Source organism: Microbacterium festucae, assembly GCF_025421715.1.
Lineage (GTDB): Bacteria > Actinomycetota > Actinomycetes > Actinomycetales > Microbacteriaceae > Microbacterium > Microbacterium festucae.
Genome location: NZ_JAOEFC010000005.1, coordinates 104,383 through 120,045 on the forward strand (window position 1 = coordinate 104,383; position 15,663 = coordinate 120,045).

14 protein-coding genes are annotated in these 15,663 nt (G+C 72.4%); 2 read left to right on the forward strand and 12 right to left on the reverse strand.

Annotated elements, in window-relative coordinates:
• Positions 1 to 116 precede the first annotated feature (116 nt).
• The 4 genes from N3K63_RS14785 to N3K63_RS14800 form a co-directional block, all read right to left on the reverse strand.
• On the reverse strand, positions 117 to 2,273 hold the full coding sequence (locus N3K63_RS14785) for a DEAD/DEAH box helicase (RefSeq protein ID WP_261580970.1): 2,157 nt from the start codon (positions 2,271 to 2,273) through the stop codon (positions 117 to 119).
• A 169-nt stretch (positions 2,274 to 2,442) separates the two neighbouring features.
• Positions 2,443 to 4,821, reverse strand: a complete 2,379-nt coding sequence (locus N3K63_RS14790) for a heavy metal translocating P-type ATPase (protein WP_261580971.1) — start codon at positions 4,819 to 4,821, stop codon at positions 2,443 to 2,445.
• Complete coding sequence (locus tag N3K63_RS14795; protein WP_261580972.1) at positions 4,818 to 5,036, reverse strand: heavy-metal-associated domain-containing protein; 219 nt, start codon at positions 5,034 to 5,036, stop codon at positions 4,818 to 4,820. The genes N3K63_RS14790 and N3K63_RS14795 overlap by 4 nt, the downstream gene beginning before the upstream one ends.
• 230 nt (positions 5,037 to 5,266) lie before the next feature.
• Positions 5,267 to 6,151: a glycerophosphodiester phosphodiesterase gene (locus N3K63_RS14800; RefSeq protein WP_261580973.1), complete on the reverse strand. Its 885-nt coding sequence runs from the start codon at positions 6,149 to 6,151 to the stop codon at positions 5,267 to 5,269.
• A 118-nt stretch (positions 6,152 to 6,269) separates the two neighbouring features.
• On the opposite strand from N3K63_RS14800, the gene deoC reads away from it, so the two are divergent.
• Complete coding sequence (gene deoC, locus N3K63_RS14805) at positions 6,270 to 6,986, forward strand: deoxyribose-phosphate aldolase (protein WP_261580974.1); 717 nt, start codon at positions 6,270 to 6,272, stop codon at positions 6,984 to 6,986.
• An 85-nt stretch (positions 6,987 to 7,071) separates the two neighbouring features.
• Here the strand turns inward: deoC and N3K63_RS14810 are convergent, their stop codons facing one another.
• From N3K63_RS14810 to truB, 4 genes are read right to left on the reverse strand one after another with little or no spacing between them, the layout of a single operon-like run.
• On the reverse strand, positions 7,072 to 8,028 hold the full coding sequence (locus N3K63_RS14810) for a bifunctional riboflavin kinase/FAD synthetase (RefSeq protein ID WP_261580975.1): 957 nt from the start codon (positions 8,026 to 8,028) through the stop codon (positions 7,072 to 7,074).
• Positions 8,025 to 8,474, reverse strand: a complete 450-nt coding sequence (locus N3K63_RS14815) for a hypothetical protein (protein WP_261580976.1) — start codon at positions 8,472 to 8,474, stop codon at positions 8,025 to 8,027. Before N3K63_RS14815 ends, N3K63_RS14810 begins: the two co-directional genes overlap by 4 nt.
• A gap of 33 nt (positions 8,475 to 8,507) precedes the next feature.
• Entirely contained in the window at positions 8,508 to 8,876 is a 369-nt protein-coding gene (locus N3K63_RS14820) for a hypothetical protein (RefSeq protein WP_261580977.1), read from the reverse strand.
• Positions 8,873 to 9,754, reverse strand: a complete 882-nt coding sequence (gene truB, locus N3K63_RS14825) for a tRNA pseudouridine(55) synthase TruB (protein WP_261580978.1) — start codon at positions 9,752 to 9,754, stop codon at positions 8,873 to 8,875. Before truB ends, N3K63_RS14820 begins: the two co-directional genes overlap by 4 nt.
• A 67-nt stretch (positions 9,755 to 9,821) precedes the next feature.
• Between truB and N3K63_RS14830 the strand changes: the two genes are divergently transcribed.
• On the forward strand, positions 9,822 to 10,688 hold the full coding sequence (locus N3K63_RS14830; protein WP_261580979.1) for an A/G-specific adenine glycosylase: 867 nt from the start codon (positions 9,822 to 9,824) through the stop codon (positions 10,686 to 10,688).
• 99 nt (positions 10,689 to 10,787) lie between these two features.
• Here N3K63_RS14830 and rbfA read toward each other — a convergent pair whose 3' ends face one another.
• The 4 genes from rbfA to nusA form a co-directional block, all read right to left on the reverse strand.
• Positions 10,788 to 11,228, reverse strand: coding sequence for a 30S ribosome-binding factor RbfA (gene rbfA, locus N3K63_RS14835; protein WP_261580980.1), 441 nt, complete (start codon positions 11,226 to 11,228; stop codon positions 10,788 to 10,790).
• Positions 11,229 to 11,356: 128 nt separating this feature from the next.
• Positions 11,357 to 14,134, reverse strand: a complete 2,778-nt coding sequence (gene infB / locus N3K63_RS14840) for a translation initiation factor IF-2 (RefSeq protein WP_261580981.1) — start codon at positions 14,132 to 14,134, stop codon at positions 11,357 to 11,359.
• A 93-nt stretch (positions 14,135 to 14,227) separates the two neighbouring features.
• Positions 14,228 to 14,479: a YlxR family protein gene (locus N3K63_RS14845; RefSeq protein WP_261581030.1), complete on the reverse strand. Its 252-nt coding sequence runs from the start codon at positions 14,477 to 14,479 to the stop codon at positions 14,228 to 14,230.
• Positions 14,480 to 14,538: 59 nt separating this feature from the next.
• On the reverse strand, positions 14,539 to 15,525 hold the full coding sequence (gene nusA, locus N3K63_RS14850; RefSeq protein WP_261580982.1) for a transcription termination factor NusA: 987 nt from the start codon (positions 15,523 to 15,525) through the stop codon (positions 14,539 to 14,541).
• Between the last annotated feature and the right edge of the window lie 138 nt (positions 15,526 to 15,663).

Below are 15,663 nucleotides of genomic sequence, written 5' to 3' on the forward strand. Positions count from 1 at the left end.
GTGAGTAGCTTCCGGCGACGTTGCCGAAATCGACACTATCGCCGCTGGCGACGCCCTGCCACCGACGCGGCCGTCACAAACGACGGCGCCGCCCTGGGGCGACGCCGTCGTGGGGGTCAGTGGACCCCGAGTGCTTCGCGCAGAAGATGCAGCAGCGCCGACATCTGCACCGAGTCGCTCGACGACGGGTCGACGGCGATGCCGTCGAGCGCGCGCTGGGCCAGGCCCTGCTTGGCGTCGATCAGCTCGGCGATCTTCGTGTCGAGCGTGTGCGCGGCGATGATCCGCCACGCGGTGACCGGCTCGTCCTGACCGATGCGGTGCACACGGTCGATCGCCTGGGTCTGCTCGGCCGCGGTCCACGACAGCTCGGCGAGCACGACGTTGGAGGCTGCCTGCATGTTGAGGCCCACCCCCGCCGCGGTCAGCGAGCACACCGCGATGGCGACATCCGGATCGTTGTTGAACGCGTCGATGCCCTGCTGGCGCACCGGCGTGGTCTGGTCGCCGCGGATCGAGATCGTGCGCAGCCCCGCCGCGGCGAAGTGCGCCTCGGCGGCGTCCATGACGTCGATGTGCTTGGCGAAGAAGACGACCTTGCCCACCGAGCGCTGCAGCTGCACGGCGTAGTCCGCCGCGAGCAGAGCCTTGGCCTGACCGATCTTGCGGACCATCGTGAAGACGTTGTCGCCACCGGCGCCGGCCGACTTCGCATCCTCGAGCTCGCCGTGGGCGACCAGGCGTGCGATGTCGTCGTCGATCTCGCCCGGCACGACACGGTCGCCGCGGGCCTCGATGATGCGACGGTACTTGGCGGCCAGGCGCTGACCGAGCTCCTGCTCAGCGGCGCGGATCGACCGACCGAAGTCGTCGTCGAGCTCGACGGGGAGGTCGGCGATGAGCTTGTCGGGAAGGTCGGCGGCGACGTCCTTCTTCTTGCGCCGCACGATGCCCATCGAGATGACGGCCTCGCGCGCCTGCGGGTAGAACGCCTTGTCGGCGGGGGTCAGGCCCGTGGCATCCAGCTTCTCCATGAGCTCGGGGCCCGGCTTCTCGCCGTTGGTCCAGCCGAGGAAGCGCCAGATCGCGTCGAAGTCCTCGACGTCGTTGATCAGCGGCGTGCCGGTGAGGGCGAGCATGAGCGGGTCGCGCACCTGCTCGCGGATGCGGCCGGCCAGTGCCAGCACGTTCTGCGAGCGCTGCGAGGTGAGGTTCTTGATGAAGTGCGCCTCGTCGACGACCATGCCCTTGAGCCCGAGCGAGCCCAGCCACGACAGGTGCCGGTCGAGCACCTCGTAGTTGACGATGAAGACGTCGGCGAACGCGTCGACGGCCGCGCCGTCACCGTGGATGACGGTGGCGCGGCGCTGCGGCGTCCACCGCTCGACCTCGCGCGCCCAGTTCATCTTGACGACGTTGGGGACGACCGCCAGCAGCGGGTACGCGTCGGCGAGGGATGCCGCGAGCACCGACTGCGCGGTCTTGCCCAGGCCCGGCTCGTCGGCCAGGAGGAACGACCGGTGCCCGGCGCGCACCGCCTCGAGGAAGCGGGACTGGTGCGGCATGACCTCGAGCCCCTTGGGCGAGAGGCGGTCGAACTCGGGGACCTCGGGAAGCTCCATCGACGCGGATGCGCCGCCGGCGCCGGTCTCGAACGCCTTGTACAGGGGGCCCATCAGCTCCCAGCCGTCCAGCCGACGGCGAGGCGTCGACTCCGGCGCGCGGAAGGACAGGTCGGGCGCGAGGAACGGGTTCGACTCGCGGCGGGCGTCGATCTGCGGCGGCGTCACCTGACGCTCCGCCAGCGCCGCGGGCACCACGGTGGTGCGCACCGGCGCGACGTCGGTGATGATCAGCTCGTCTTCGGGCAGCTCGGCACCCGACTCGAGCAGCCAGTCGCGGCGCATGCGGCGGGCGACCGGCGAGGTGGCCTGGTCGACTTCGAGCAGCTGGATGAGCGACGTGTCGCGAGCGGCGGTCTTGGCGAGGATGGTCGCCACCCCGTCGAGCCGCTTGAGCAGCTCGGCGCGGGCGCCCTCGGCGATCTCGGCGTCGGACTTGACCCGGGCGCGCTCTTCTCGCACCAGGAAGGCGATCACCTGGAACTTGACGCGGTTGGTGGGCCCGAGCTTGCCGCGCTGCGCCTTGGCCTCGACCTCGCGCACCTTGCGCGCGAGGATCGGGATGAGCGGCGCGTCGTCGTCGCGGCGGGCCGAAGAGCCTCGGCGACGGCGGGACGCCGTCTGCGAGGCGGTGGATGCCGTGGTCGGCATGCTCCTCCTGAGCGTGAATGCCGGTACGAGCCGGCGGATGCCGGTCGCAGGACCGGCCGGTCGGAGTCGCGGCGTGCGCCGCGGGGAATGCGCGGGGCTCGATCCGGCGGCTGCGGGTACTCGCTTCGGCGAGCTGCGGCGACGACGGGGAGCAAACCCCGCGTGCAGTCTAGCGCGTCACGGGCTGCACGGCCCGCAGGCGCAGGCTGTTGAGCACCACGAACACGCTCGAGAACGCCATGGCGGCGCCCGCGATCATCGGATTGAGCAGTCCGAAGGCCGCCAGCGGCAGCGCGGCCACGTTGTAGGCGAAGCCCCAGAAGAGGTTCCCGCGGATGACGCGCATGGTGCGGTGGCTGAGGTGCAGCGCGGTCACGACGGGGGCGAGCCCCTGCCCGGCGAGGGTGATGTCGCCGGCGTGCATGGCCGCGTCGGTGCCGCCGCCCATGGCGATGCCGAGGTCGGCGGTGGCCAGCGCCGCGGCGTCGTTGACGCCGTCGCCCACCATCGCCACGGTGCGCCCGGCCGCCTGCATCCGTTCGATCTCGGCGACCTTCTGCTCCGGCAGCACGCCGGAGACGACCTCGTCGATGCCGACCTGGCTTGCGGCGGCGCGGGCCGCGCCCTCGTTGTCGCCGGTGAGCAGCACGACCTGCAGACCGCGTGCCCGCAGCCGCGCCACCGTGGCGGCACTGTCGGCACGGACGGTGTCGGCGACGGCGTAGACCACGCGCACGGCGCCGTCCCACCCGGCCACCACGGCGGTCGCGCCGAGGCCGGCGGCGTCGTCGACGGCGCTGCGGGCAGCCGCGGGCAGCGCGTGACCCAGGTGCTCCTCGGCGAAGGCGGGCCGTCCCGCGAACACCGCGTGCCCGGCGACGGTGCCGGTCACACCGCGGCCGGCGAGACCGGCGAAGTCGGTCACCTCGACGGCGTCGTCCGACAGCGCGGCCAGCGCCCGGGCGATCGGATGCTCGGAGGCCCGCTCCAGGGCCGCGACGAGGCGCGCGGCCCCCCGCGCGTCCGCCGCGGTGCCCACGGCATCCGCGGTGGGCGTCGCTGCCGGCGCCCCGGCATCCGCCCCGGCGATCACCGTCGTCGCGGCCACGCTCATGCGGCCCTCGGTGAGGGTGCCGGTCTTGTCGAGCACGATGGTGTCGATGCGCTCGGCGCCCTCGAGCGCCTCGGGTCCGGTGATGAGCACGCCCAGCTGCGCGCCGCGGCCGGTGCCGACGAGGATCGCGATGGGTGTGGCCAGGCCCAGTGCGCACGGGCAGGCGATGATCAGCACGGCCACCGCGGCGGTGAAGCCGGCCGCGACGGGCTGGCCCGCGACGACCCAGGCGACGAGGGTGAGCACGGCCAGGGCGATCACAACGGGGACGAACACCGCCGAGATGCGGTCGGCGAGGCGCTGCACGCGGCTCTTGCCGGTCTGCGCGTCTTCGACGAGGCGCGCCAGGTGCGCGAGGCGGGTGTCGGAGCCGACAGAGGTGGCGACCACGACTAGGCGACCGTCGACGGCGATGGTGCCGCCGGTGATCTTCGCGCCCTCGCCGGCTTCGACGGGAGCGGATTCGCCGGTCATCATGCTCTCGTCGATCGACGCGCGGCCGCTGCGCACGACGCCGTCGGTGGCGATCTTCTCCCCCGGTCGCACGAGGAACACGTCGCCGACCTGCAGTTCGTCGACGGGGACGCGCCGGCCGTCCTCGAGTTCGACGTCTTTGGCCGCGAGGTCCATCAGTGCCCGCAGCGCAGCGCCCGCGCGCCGCTTGGACCGCTGCTCGATGAACCTGCCCAGCAGCAGGAACACGGTCACCGCGGCCGCCACCTCGAAGTAGATGAGCGACGTCGCGTCATCCGGCGGCGAGAACAGCATCACCTCGTGCGTCATGCCGATCATGCCGGCCGAGCCGAACAACAGCGCCCACACGCTCCACAGGTAGGCCGCCATCGTGCCGAGGGTGATGAGGGTGTCCATCGTCATGGCGCCGTGGCGCGCATTGGCGAGGGTCGCGCGGTGGAACGGCCACCCGCCCCACAGCACCACGGGCGTGGCGAGCACGAGACTGACCCACTGCCAGCCGGGGAACTGCCACGGGGGAACCATGCCGAGCACGACCACCGGCAGCGCCAGCACGGCGCTGACGATCAGCCGGGTGCGCAGCGTCGTGCCGCCGGGGCGGTCGTCGACGTCGTGCACGTGGCCGCCGGCGGCGTGGTCGTCGTGGTGGTCGTCAGTGGAGTGGCCGCCGGCGTGGTCGTCGGTGTGGTGTTCCGGCGCCGTCGCGGTGGTCGCCGCCCGGGCAGAGCCCGCACCGCCCACCGCGCGCACGGTCGCGTCGTAGCCGACGGCCCGCACGGCCGCGACGAGCTGGGCGGGGTCGACCGCACCGGTCACGGCGACGCGCGCCGACTCGGTGGCGAGATTGACGGATGCCGTCGCACCCTCGACTTTGCCGAGCGAGCGCTCGACGCGCGCCACACAGCTGGCGCAGGTCATCCCCGCGATGTCGAGGACGACGTCATCCGTCGGGGTGGTCATCGCGTCTGCCGGCCCGTCAGGGTGTAGCCGGCCTCGTCGACGGCGGCGGCGATCGCCGCGTCGTCGAGGGCGTCGGCGGCGGTCACGGTGACGGTGCCGCTCGCGACGTCGACGGCGACATCGGTGACGCCGCTGACGGCGCGCACCTCGGTGGTCACCGCCGCGGCGCAGTGGCCGCAGGTCATCCCGGTGACGTCATAGCTCTGCGTGGTCATGGGTCCTCCTCGTTGGTCTCCGATCACAACCATAATACCCCCAGGGGGTATTCCCACCAGATCTGGATGCGGCTTGTCCGGGCGCTGTGCGGGCCGGCATCCGGCGGTTCGGCGCTGCCTGCCGCGCACGCCGTTCGGAGATCGGCGCTCACATCGGAGCATCCGGCCCGAATCCTCCGAGTCCGGTGCTGCTCTCCGAACGCGGTGCCGAGAACCCCCGAACCCCGCGGTCAGCCGTCGGCGGAGGCGCGCTGCCAGCGCTCGAGGGTCTGGGGGTCGTCGGTGACGATGCCGTCGACGCCGAGTTCGGTGACGGCGTCCCACTGCCGGTCGCTGTTGAGGGTGTAGACCACCACGCGCAGATCGGCCTCGTGCAGCCGGTCGACGAGCTCGGGTGCGCGCAGGAGCGCCTTGCGGTCGACGACCACGCCCCGCACCCCCGCCTGACGGGCGGCCTCCACGACATCGGGCGGCAGAGCGCGCAGGATCGCGAGGCGCGCGATCACCGTCGACCGGGCGGCGATGTCGGCGAGCGTGCGCGCGTCGAAGCTGGCGACGACCACCTGGTCTTCGAGATCCCGCTGGGCCACCGCCTCGACCAGGCGCCCGGCGGCGGCGGCATCCCACCGTCCCTTCAGATCGAGGATCGCCCGCCCGTGATGGGCGGCGAGCACGTCGAGGAACTCCTCGGCGGTCGGCACCCCGGTGCCGGCGAAGCGGGCGGAGAACGACGACCCCGCGTCGAGCTCGCGCACCTGGGCGAGCGTGAGCTCGGCGAGACGGCCGTGCCCGTCGGTGGTGCGGTCGACCGTGGCGTCGTGATGCAGCACGGCGTGGCCGTCGACGGTGAGCTGCAGGTCGACCTCGACGTAGTCGTAGCCGGCGTCGAGGGCGGCGCGCACGGCGGGCAGGGTGTTCTCGGGCGCCGCATCGGCCCCGCCGCGGTGCCCCGCGATGAAGGCCGACTCCCCCGGTTGCCGCAGGCTGCCCAGCAGCGCCTGCGCGCTCACCTGCGCGGGCGCGACGCCGAGCGTCGCGATCAGCATGGTGGCCGCGGCGAGCGCGCACAGCAGCAGCAGTGCGGGCAGCCCATCGGCGCGCCTCGGGTGGGGCATCGTCGGGTCCTTCGGGTGCGACATCATCGTCGTTGCCCACCATAGAGCACCCGTTACCTTTTCGTTACCTCTTTTGCGGCGACGGCGCGGCATCGGCGTGTCGGCGTACCCTGGGAGCATGGCATCCCTCTCCGAGCGCGAGCTCGCCGCGACCCTCGACCACGCGATCCTCAAGCCCGAGCTGACCCGCTCCGACGTCGACGCCGAACTGGCCGTCGCCGCCGAGTGGCGCCCCTTCAGCGTGTGCGTGCGCCCGAGCGATGTCGCCTACGCCGTGGAGCGTCTGGCCGGCACGGGCGTGGCCGTGGGCACCGTCATCGGCTTCCCGCACGGCACCACCTCCACGGCCGGCAAGGTCGCCGAGGTGCGGCAGGCCCTGGCCGACGGCGCCGTCGAGTTCGACATGGTCATCAACATCGGCTGGCTGCGCTCGGGACTGGACGACCTCGTGACGGACGACATCCGCGCCGTGGTCGATGCCGCCGACGGGCACATCACCAAGGTGATCCTCGAGACCGCCCTGCTCGACGACGAGCAGATCGCCCGCGGCAGCCGGCTCACCGAGGCCGGCGGCGCCGCGTTCGTGAAGACCTCCACCGGGTTCGCCGGCGGCGGCGCCACCGCCCCGCACGTCGCGCTCATGCGCGCCACGGTCGGACCCGACGTGCAGGTGAAGGCCTCCGGCGGCGTGCGCAGCTACGCCGACGCGCTGGCGATGCTCGATGCCGGCGCCACGCGCCTGGGCACCAGCGGCAGCGCCGTCATCCTCGGCGAGGCCCGCCGCATCGACGCCGGCGAGCAGGCCACCGGCGCCGTCGACGACACCTCGTACTGACTCCGGGCCGCCGCCCCACGCGGGCGGCGCCCACTCCCCCGCGACAGCCCGCCCGGCGACCGAGGGCGACTCCCCCGCGCCGACCTCAGGCCAGCGCGGCGCGCACGCGTGCGACGTCGTCGGCCATCTGCACGATGAGCGCGTCGATGCCCTCGAAGGCGACCATCCCGCGGATGCGGTTCACGAACTGCACCTGCACGTTGCGGCCGTAGAGGTCGAGGGTGGTCTCGTCGAGCACGTACGCCTCGACCTGGCGGGTGGCGACGTCGTCGAAGGTCGGGTTGGTGCCCACCGAGATCGCCGCCGGGTAGCGGGTGATGGCGTGGGATGCCGCGTCGACGGCCCCTTCGTCGACCAGCCAGCCGGCGTAGACGCCGTCGGCGGGGATGAAGCCCTCGGCATCCGTGGCGAGGTTGGCCGTCGGGAAGCCCAGCTCGCGGCCGCGCTTGAGCCCGTGGACGACCTCGCCGCGCACCGCGTGCGGGCGGCCCAGCAGGCGCGCCGCGCCCTCGACGTCGCCGGCGGCGAGCAGGTCGCGCACCCACGTCGACGAGACGCGGCGCCCGGCGCCCTCGACGTCGCCGACGACGTCGACGGTGAAGCCGAACTCTGCGCCCAGGGCGGTGAGCGCATCGGGGTCGCCGGTGCCGCCGCGCCCGAAGCGGAAGTCGTCGCCGACCATCACGCGCACGACGGCGAGGGCGTCGACGAGCACGTGCTCGACGAACTCGCGCGGGGTGAGCGCCGCCAGCTGCGCGTCGAAGCGGAGCACGAGGGTGGCGTCGACTCCGGCGGTGGCCAGCAGCTCGAGCTTCTGCTCGAGGCTGCACACCGGCTCGGGGCACAGCTCGGGGCGCAGCAGGCTCAGCGGGTTGCGGTCGAAGGTCACCGCCACCACGCGTGCACCGGCGTCGGTGGCGGCGACCCGGGCGCGGTCGATGACCGCCCGGTGTCCGGAGTGCACACCGTCGAACTTGCCGATGGCGATGATGCTGGGGCCGAAGCCGGCCGGCACCTCGGCGGGGTCGCGGAAAACGATCACCAGCTGGATCCTTCCGTCACGGGCACCGGCGTCGGGGCGGGGGCTCCGGCCCGGTGCGTCCACAGCCACCACAGCCCCACGAACGGCAGTGCCAGCGGGATCCAGAAGTAGCCGTAGCCGAAGCCCGACCAGACGGTCGCGTCGTGGGCGAACAGTTCGGGGTGGGTGAGGCTCAGGATGCCGACGACGAGAACCCCGAGCAGTTCGAAGCCCACCGCCGCCCATGCCGTCACGTACCAGCCGCGGTGGTCGGAGCGGATGAGGGCGACCGTGGCGAGGATGTACACCGCCGCGGCGAGGGCCGACAGCGAGTAGGCCAGCGGTGCCGCATCGAAGTCTTCGACGATCTGCACGAGCGAGCGGCCGGTGGCGGCCAGGGCCATCACCGCGTAGACGACGACCAGAACCCGGCCGATGCCGGTCATGCGGGTGCGGGTCTCAGTCATGGCTGGACCATTTTAGGCGCCTGCGCGAGGGACTCAGCCCGCGGCGCCGGTCCAGATCACCTGCATGCGCCAGACCATCACCGCCACCGACAGCGCCGCGACGCCCATGATGACCGTGCTCCAGCGGCTGCGCTCGATCAGCGCCCAGAACACCGCCGCCGGCGGCAGCAGCACCGCCGAGACCAGGTAGACCCAGAACTCCAGCACGCTCCCCTGCGGCGGGTTGCCCGACAGCGGCGCGATGATCGCGACGACCACCTGCGCCAGCAGCAGCACGAGCACCAGGGCGAGCGCGCCGACCGAGAGGTCGGAGGGGCGCCGACCGACGAGCCCCAGCACGACGCACAGCACGCCGGCGATCACGGCGACGATCACCTGGGCGATCGCGAACCACTCGATCATGCCGAGGCCTCTTCGGGCATGTTCATGGCGCTCTTCACGTCGGCGCCGCGGCGCTCGACGATGCCGATGAGCCGCCCGTCGGGGTCGATCGCCGCCGGAGTGGGCGTGCCGAGCCGCTCGGCGGCGCCGACCAGCCGCTTGCCGTGGCGCAGGTCGCGCGCCTCGTCGGCGGTCACCGGAAAGGCGCCGAGCACCGCGGTGGCGACGGCCGCGGGATCGCGCAGCGGCGCGCCGGGCTCGATCTCCCGCACCGCGTCGGCCACGTCAAAGGGGCCGATGCGGGTGCGGCGCAGGGCGGTGAGGTGTCCGCCCACGCCGAGCGCGTCCCCGAGGTCGCGGGCGAGTGCGCGGATGTAGGTGCCGCTCGTGCAGTCCACGACGACGTCGACGTCGAGCACGTCACCGACCCGGCGGAACGCGCGCACGTCGAAGCGCGAGACCGTCACGCGGCGCGCCTTCAGCTCGACGTGCTCGCCGGCGCGGGCCAGGTCGTAGGCGCGTCGCCCGCCGACCTTGATCGCCGACACCCGGCTGGGCACCTGGTCGAGGGGGCCGGTGAGGGCGAGGATGCCGGTGCGCACGGCATCCTCGGAGACCGTGGAGGCGTCGGTGCGCGCCGTCTCGACACCGTCGGAGTCGTCGGAGTCGGTGGCCACTCCGAGTCGGATGGTGGCCTCGTAGGTCTTGTCGAGCCCGACGAGATAGGTCAGCAGGCGCGTCGCACCGTCGACGCCGAGCACCAGCAGGCCGGTCGCGAGCGGGTCGAGGGTGCCGGCGTGCCCGATCTTGCGCGTGCCGAGGGCACGACGGGCACGGGCGACGACGTCGTGACTGGTCACGGCGCCGGGCTTGTCGACGAGCAGGATCCCGCTGGGCATGCCTTCCAGCCTAGGCGGCGGTGCCGCCGGCATCGGGCCGGCGCCCGGCGCGACGTAGGCTGAGCGGATGCCCGCCCTCGCCGAGCCGCTGATCGCCTGGTACCGGGGCAACGCGCGCGACCTGCCGTGGCGTCGCCCGGGGTTCGGCGCCTGGGGCACGCTGGTGAGCGAGTTCATGCTGCAGCAGACGCCGGTGACGCGAGTGATCCCCCATCTGGAAGCGTGGCTGGAGCGCTGGCACACCCCCGCCGCGCTGGCGGCGGCGGCGCCGGCCGATGCGGTGCGGCAGTGGGCGAACCTCGGCTATCCGCGACGGGCGCTGTGGCTGCACCGCGCGGCGGTGGAGATCCGCGACCGCCACGACGGCGCCGTCCCCCGCGATGTGGACGCGCTCCTGGCCCTCACCGGCATCGGCGACTACACGGCCCGCGCGGTGGCGGTGTTCGCCTACGGCGACCGGCATCCGGTGGTCGACACCAACACCCGCCGGGTGCTCGCACGCGCCGTCGACGGGCGCGCGCAGCCGGGACCGCCGGCCAAGGGCGATCTCGCCGCGATGAGCGCGATCCTGCCGGCGGATGATGCCGAGGCCGCCGTGGTCAACGCCGCCGCGATGGAGCTCGGCGCACTGGTGTGCACGGCCCGCGCGCCGCGGTGCGCGCAGTGCCCGCTCTCGGACCGGTGCGCGTGGCGCGCGGCGGGCTACCCCGACACCGGCGACGAGCGCCGCAAGCAGGCCCGCTACGAAGGCAGCGACCGGCAGGCGCGCGGAGCGGTGCTGAAGGTGCTGCGCGACGCGGCGCACCACGAGGTGCCGCAGGACGACGTCCTGGCGGACTGGCCCGACGCGCGTCAGCGCGACCGGGCGATCGACTCGCTCATCGCCGACGGGCTCGTCGAGGCCGTCGGCGGCATGCTGCGCCTGCCCCGCTGAGCCGCCCCGAGAGACTCGGTGCCGAGAGACCCGGCGCCGACAGACCCAGCGACGACGGACGCGCCCGCCGCCGGCACGGGGCCGGGGCGGGCGGGAGGATCAGGCCTCGTCGTCCTCGTCGTCTTCGCGGGGCTTGAGGTAGGGGTCGGCGTCGCCGGCGAACACCGCGCCGGTGGCCAGTCCCGCCACGGCCGCATCGCGCTCGCGCGCCTCGCGCAGCAGGTCCTCGATGTGCGCGGCCCCCTCGGGGAGGGCGTCGAGGATGAACTCCAGCGTCGGGGTGAGCCGCACGCCGAGCTGGCGGCCGACGTCGCTGCGCAGCAGCCCGGTGGCCGCCTTGAGCGCCTCGGCGGAGTCGGCGCGCTCCTGGTCGGAGCCGTAGACGGTGTAGAACACCGACGCGTGCTGCAGGTCACCGGTGACGCGCACGTCGGTGATCGTCACGAAGCCCAGCCGCGGGTCGCGCAGCCCCTTCTCGAGACGCTCGGCGATCAGCACACGGATGCGGTCCGCCAGTCGCGCCTGTCGTTCGTTGCCCATCGTTCACTACTTCCTGTCTTCGCCTGGGTGAGGCGGATGCCGGAGGATCCGGCCGGCCCGCGAGGCGATCGGGGACAATCCCGTTCGCTCCGCGAGCCGACCGGATCCGGAGGGCTGGGTGATGAGGGTCAGCCGCGCGGCTTCTCCACCATCTCCGTGGTCTCGATCTCGTCGCCGATCTGGATGTCGTTGTACTTGCCCAGACCGATACCGGCCTCGAAGTCGGTGCGGACCTCGGTGACGTCGTCCTTGAAGCGGCGCAGCGACTCGATGGCCAGGCCATCGGCGAGCACGACGCCGTCGCGGATGACCCGCGCCTTGGCGTTGCGCGTGATCGTGCCGCTGCGGACGATGACACCCGCGATGTTGCCGAACTTCGAGGAGCGGAACACCTCGCGGATCTCGGCCACACCCGACTGGACCTCTTCGTACTCCGGCTTGAGCAGGCCCTTCAGCGACTGCTCGACGTCGTCGATCGCGTTGTAGATGACCGAGTAGAACCGGACGTCCACGCCCTCGCGGGCGGCGCGCTCGCGCGCCTTCGTGTCGGGGCGGACGTTGAAGCCGATCACGATCGCGTTGTCGATCGTGGCCAGGTTGATGTCGGACTCGGTGATCGCACCCACACCGCGGTGGATGATGCGCAGCTGCACCGAGTCGTCGACCTCGATCTTGAGGAGCGACTCCTCCAGCGCCTCGACGGCACCGGACACGTCGCCCTTGATGATGAGGTTGAGCGACTCGACCTTGCCCTCTTCCAGGGCACGGGTGAAGTCCTCGAGCGAGATGCGCTTGCGGGCCTTGGCCAGCTGGGCGTTGCGCTCGACGGCCTCGCGCTTCTCGGCGATCTGGCGGGCGGTGCGGTCCTCCTCGGTGACGATGAACACGTCACCGGCGCGGGGCACCGAGTTCAGACCCTGCACCTGCACGGGCCGCGACGGGTAGGCCTCGTCGACCGCATCGCCGTTCTCGTCGATCATGGCGCGAACACGGCCGTAGGCGGTGCCCGCGACGATCGCGTCGCCGATCCGGAGCGTTCCGGACTGGATCAGGACGGTGGCCACCGATCCGCGGCCCCTGTCGAGCTTCGCCTCGATCGCGACACCGCGGGCCGCCTTGTTCGGGTTGGCCGTGAGGTCGAGGCCGGCGTCGGCGGTGAGGAGGACGGCATCCAGCAGCTGCTGGATGTTCGTGCCCTGACGCGCAGAGACGTCGACGAACATGACGTCGCCGCCGTACTCCTCGGCGACCAGGCCGTACTCGGTGAGCTGCTGGCGCACCTTGGCCGGGTTGGCGTCGGGCTTGTCGACCTTGTTCACCGCGACCACGATCGGCACGTTCGCCGCCTGGGCGTGGTTGAGCGCCTCCACCGTCTGGGGCATGATGCCGTCGTCGGCGGCGACCACGAGGATCGCGAGGTCGGTCACCTGCGCACCACGGGCACGCATGGCGGTGAACGCCTCGTGACCCGGGGTGTCGATGAAGGTGATGGCCCGCTCGATGCCCTCGTGCTCGGTCCAGACCTGGTAGGCACCGATGTGCTGGGTGATGCCACCGGCTTCGCCGGCGACGACGTTGGTCTGACGGATCGCATCCAGCAGTCGCGTCTTACCGTGGTCGACGTGGCCCATGACGGTGACCACCGGGGGCCGGATCTCGAGGTCGTCCTCGCTCTCGGCCTCCAACTCGGCCTCGAGGTCGAGTCCGAAGCCCTCGAGGAGCTCTTTGTCCTCGTCCTCGGGCGAGACCATCTGGATCTTGTAGCCGAGCTCCTCGCCGAGGATCTCGAACGTCGCCTCGTCCAGCGACTCGGTCGCGGTGGCCATCTCGCCCAGGTTGAACAGGATGGTCACCAGCGTGCCGGGCTGCACGGTGTAGCCGCGCAGCGCCTCGAGCTTGTCGGCGAAGTCGGCGATCGATGCGCCGCGACGCAGACGGATGATCTCGCCGTTGCCCTTGGAGACGTTGACGCCGCCGACGACCGGCGCCGACCGCATCTCGAATTCCTGCCGCTTCGCACGACGCGACTTGCGCTGCTTCGACTTGCCGCCGCCCTTGCCGAAGGCACCGGCGGTGCCACCGCCGGGACCACGGCCACGGCCACCGCCACCACCGGGACGACCGGCGAAGCCGCCGCCACCCGGAGCACCGGGCGCGCCACCGGGACGCTGGAAGCCACCGGCGCCGCCGGGACGACCGGGACCGCCGGGACGCTGCTGGAAGGGAGCACCGGGACGACCGCCGCCACCGGGGCGACCGGCGCCGCCGGGACGGGGCGCACCCGGACGCGGGGCGCCGGGACGCGGCGCCTGCGGACGCGGGATGTTGCCGGGAGTCGGACGCTGGCCCATGCCCTGCGCCGAGGCGAAGGGGTTGTTGCCCGGGCGGGGACCGGCGGGACGCTGGCCCATGCCCTGCGACGAGGCGAACGGGTTGTTGCCGGGGCGCGGCGCGCCACCGGGACGCGGCGGCTGCGGGGTGCCCGACGACGAGGCCGGCTTGGGCGCACCCGGGGTGGGCGCGTCGGAGGCCGGGGCCGCGGCGGGCGCCGCGGACTCGGCGGGGGCGGCCGGAGCCGCGGCGGCCGGAGCGGCCTCAGCGGGAGCCGCCGGGGCGGGGGCCGGAGCCGGTGCCGGGGCGGCGGGCTTGGCCGGACCCGGACGCGGGCCACCGGCGGCGGGCTTGTTCGCGGCCGGCTTGGCGGCGGGAGCCGCGGGCGCGGCCGAAGCGGCCGGCTTGGCTGCTCCCTCGGCCTCGAGGGCCGCACGGAGCTTGCGAGCCACGGGGGGCTCGATGGTGGATGAGGGGCTCTTGACGAATTCGCCGAGCTCCTTCAGCTTCGCGAGGGCGACTTTACTGTCGACGCCGAGCTCGGAAGCGATCTCGTGCACGCGTGGTTTTGCCACAATTCTCCTGTCTGGGGCCTACCCCAGGACAGGGCAGACCGTTACTTGCGGACGGGTCTCATTTCGAGCCGTTCACTTTGAGTCCATAGCCGTTCAGCCGTTTCGCTGGTGGGTGGTTTGAAAGGTCTGCGTGTCCAGTGGGCCTGTCGCACGCAATGCTCGCCCGAATGCGCGGCGCCGCAGGGCGGCATCCACACACGCGTCCGTGTCATGCACCCACGCGCCCCGACCCGGCAGTGCGGCTCTCTCGTCTGCGACGAGCTCGCCGTTTCGCTGGACGACCCTCAGAAGAGAGGATCGAGGGGCACGCGCGCGGCATCCCACACACGTTCGGACGGGTTCCATCCTACCCCCTCGCCGGAGATCGTGTTTCGTCGCGTCGGGCACGCAGGGCTGCTGCGCGGTCACGACTCCAGAATCGAGTCGGGCTGGATGTCGATCTTGGCGCCGGTCAGCTTCGCGGCGAGGCGGGCGTTCTGGCCCTCCTTGCCGATCGCGAGCGACAGCTGGTAGTCGGGCACGAGCGCGCGCACGGCCTTGGTGTTCGCGTCGAGGATGAAGCTCGAGGTGACCTTCGCCGGCGACAGCGCATTGGCGACGAACTTCGCCAGCTCGTCGTCGAAGTCGACGATGTCGATCTTCTCGCCGCCGAGCTCCTCGGTCACCGCGCGCACGCGCCGGCCGAGCTCACCGATGCAGGCGCCCTTCGCGTTGATCGACGGGTCGTTGGCCTTGACGGCGATCTTGGTGCGGTGGCCGGCCTCGCGGGCGAGCGAGAGGATCTCGACCAGACCCGAGGCGATCTCGGGAACCTCGAGGGCGAACAGCTTGCGCACGAGCCCCGGGTGGGTGCGCGACACGGTGATCGACGGGCCCTTGTTGCCCTTGGAGACCGACGTGACGTAGACGCGGATGCGGGAGCCGTGGGTGTACTCCTCCCCCGGCACCTGCTCTTCGGGCGGCAGGATCGCCTCGACGGTGCCGAGGTCGACGTGCACCATGCGGGGGTTGGGACCCTGCTGGATGACGCCGGCGACGATGTCGCCCTCCTTGCCGCGGAACTCGCCCAGGATGGCGTCGTCGGCGATGTCGCGCAGACGCTGGCCGATGACCTGCTTGGCGGCGAAGGCGGCGATGCGCCCGAAGTCCTCGGGGGTCGACTCCTCCTCGCCGATGACGGCGTCGTCCTCGTCGAGCAGCGGGATGAAGACGGCGACGTGGCCGGTCTTGCGGTCGAGCTCGGCGCGGGCGCCGTCGGGAAGAGTGCCGGTGGGCGAGGTGTGCTTCGCGTACGCGGTGAGGATCGCCTGTTCGATGATGCGGACGAGTTCGTCGAAGGGGATCTCCTTCTCCCGTTCGACCGTGCGCAGCAGTCCGAGATCGATGTCCAAGGTGTCCTCCTATTCAACTGTCGCCGGCATCGTGCCCGGCATCTGCACAACGTTACCCGATGGGGCTGAAGACATCCTCGGGGTCGCATTCCCACGGCGGGTGCTCCTTGCCGTGCCCGCCGACGATCGGGAGACTGG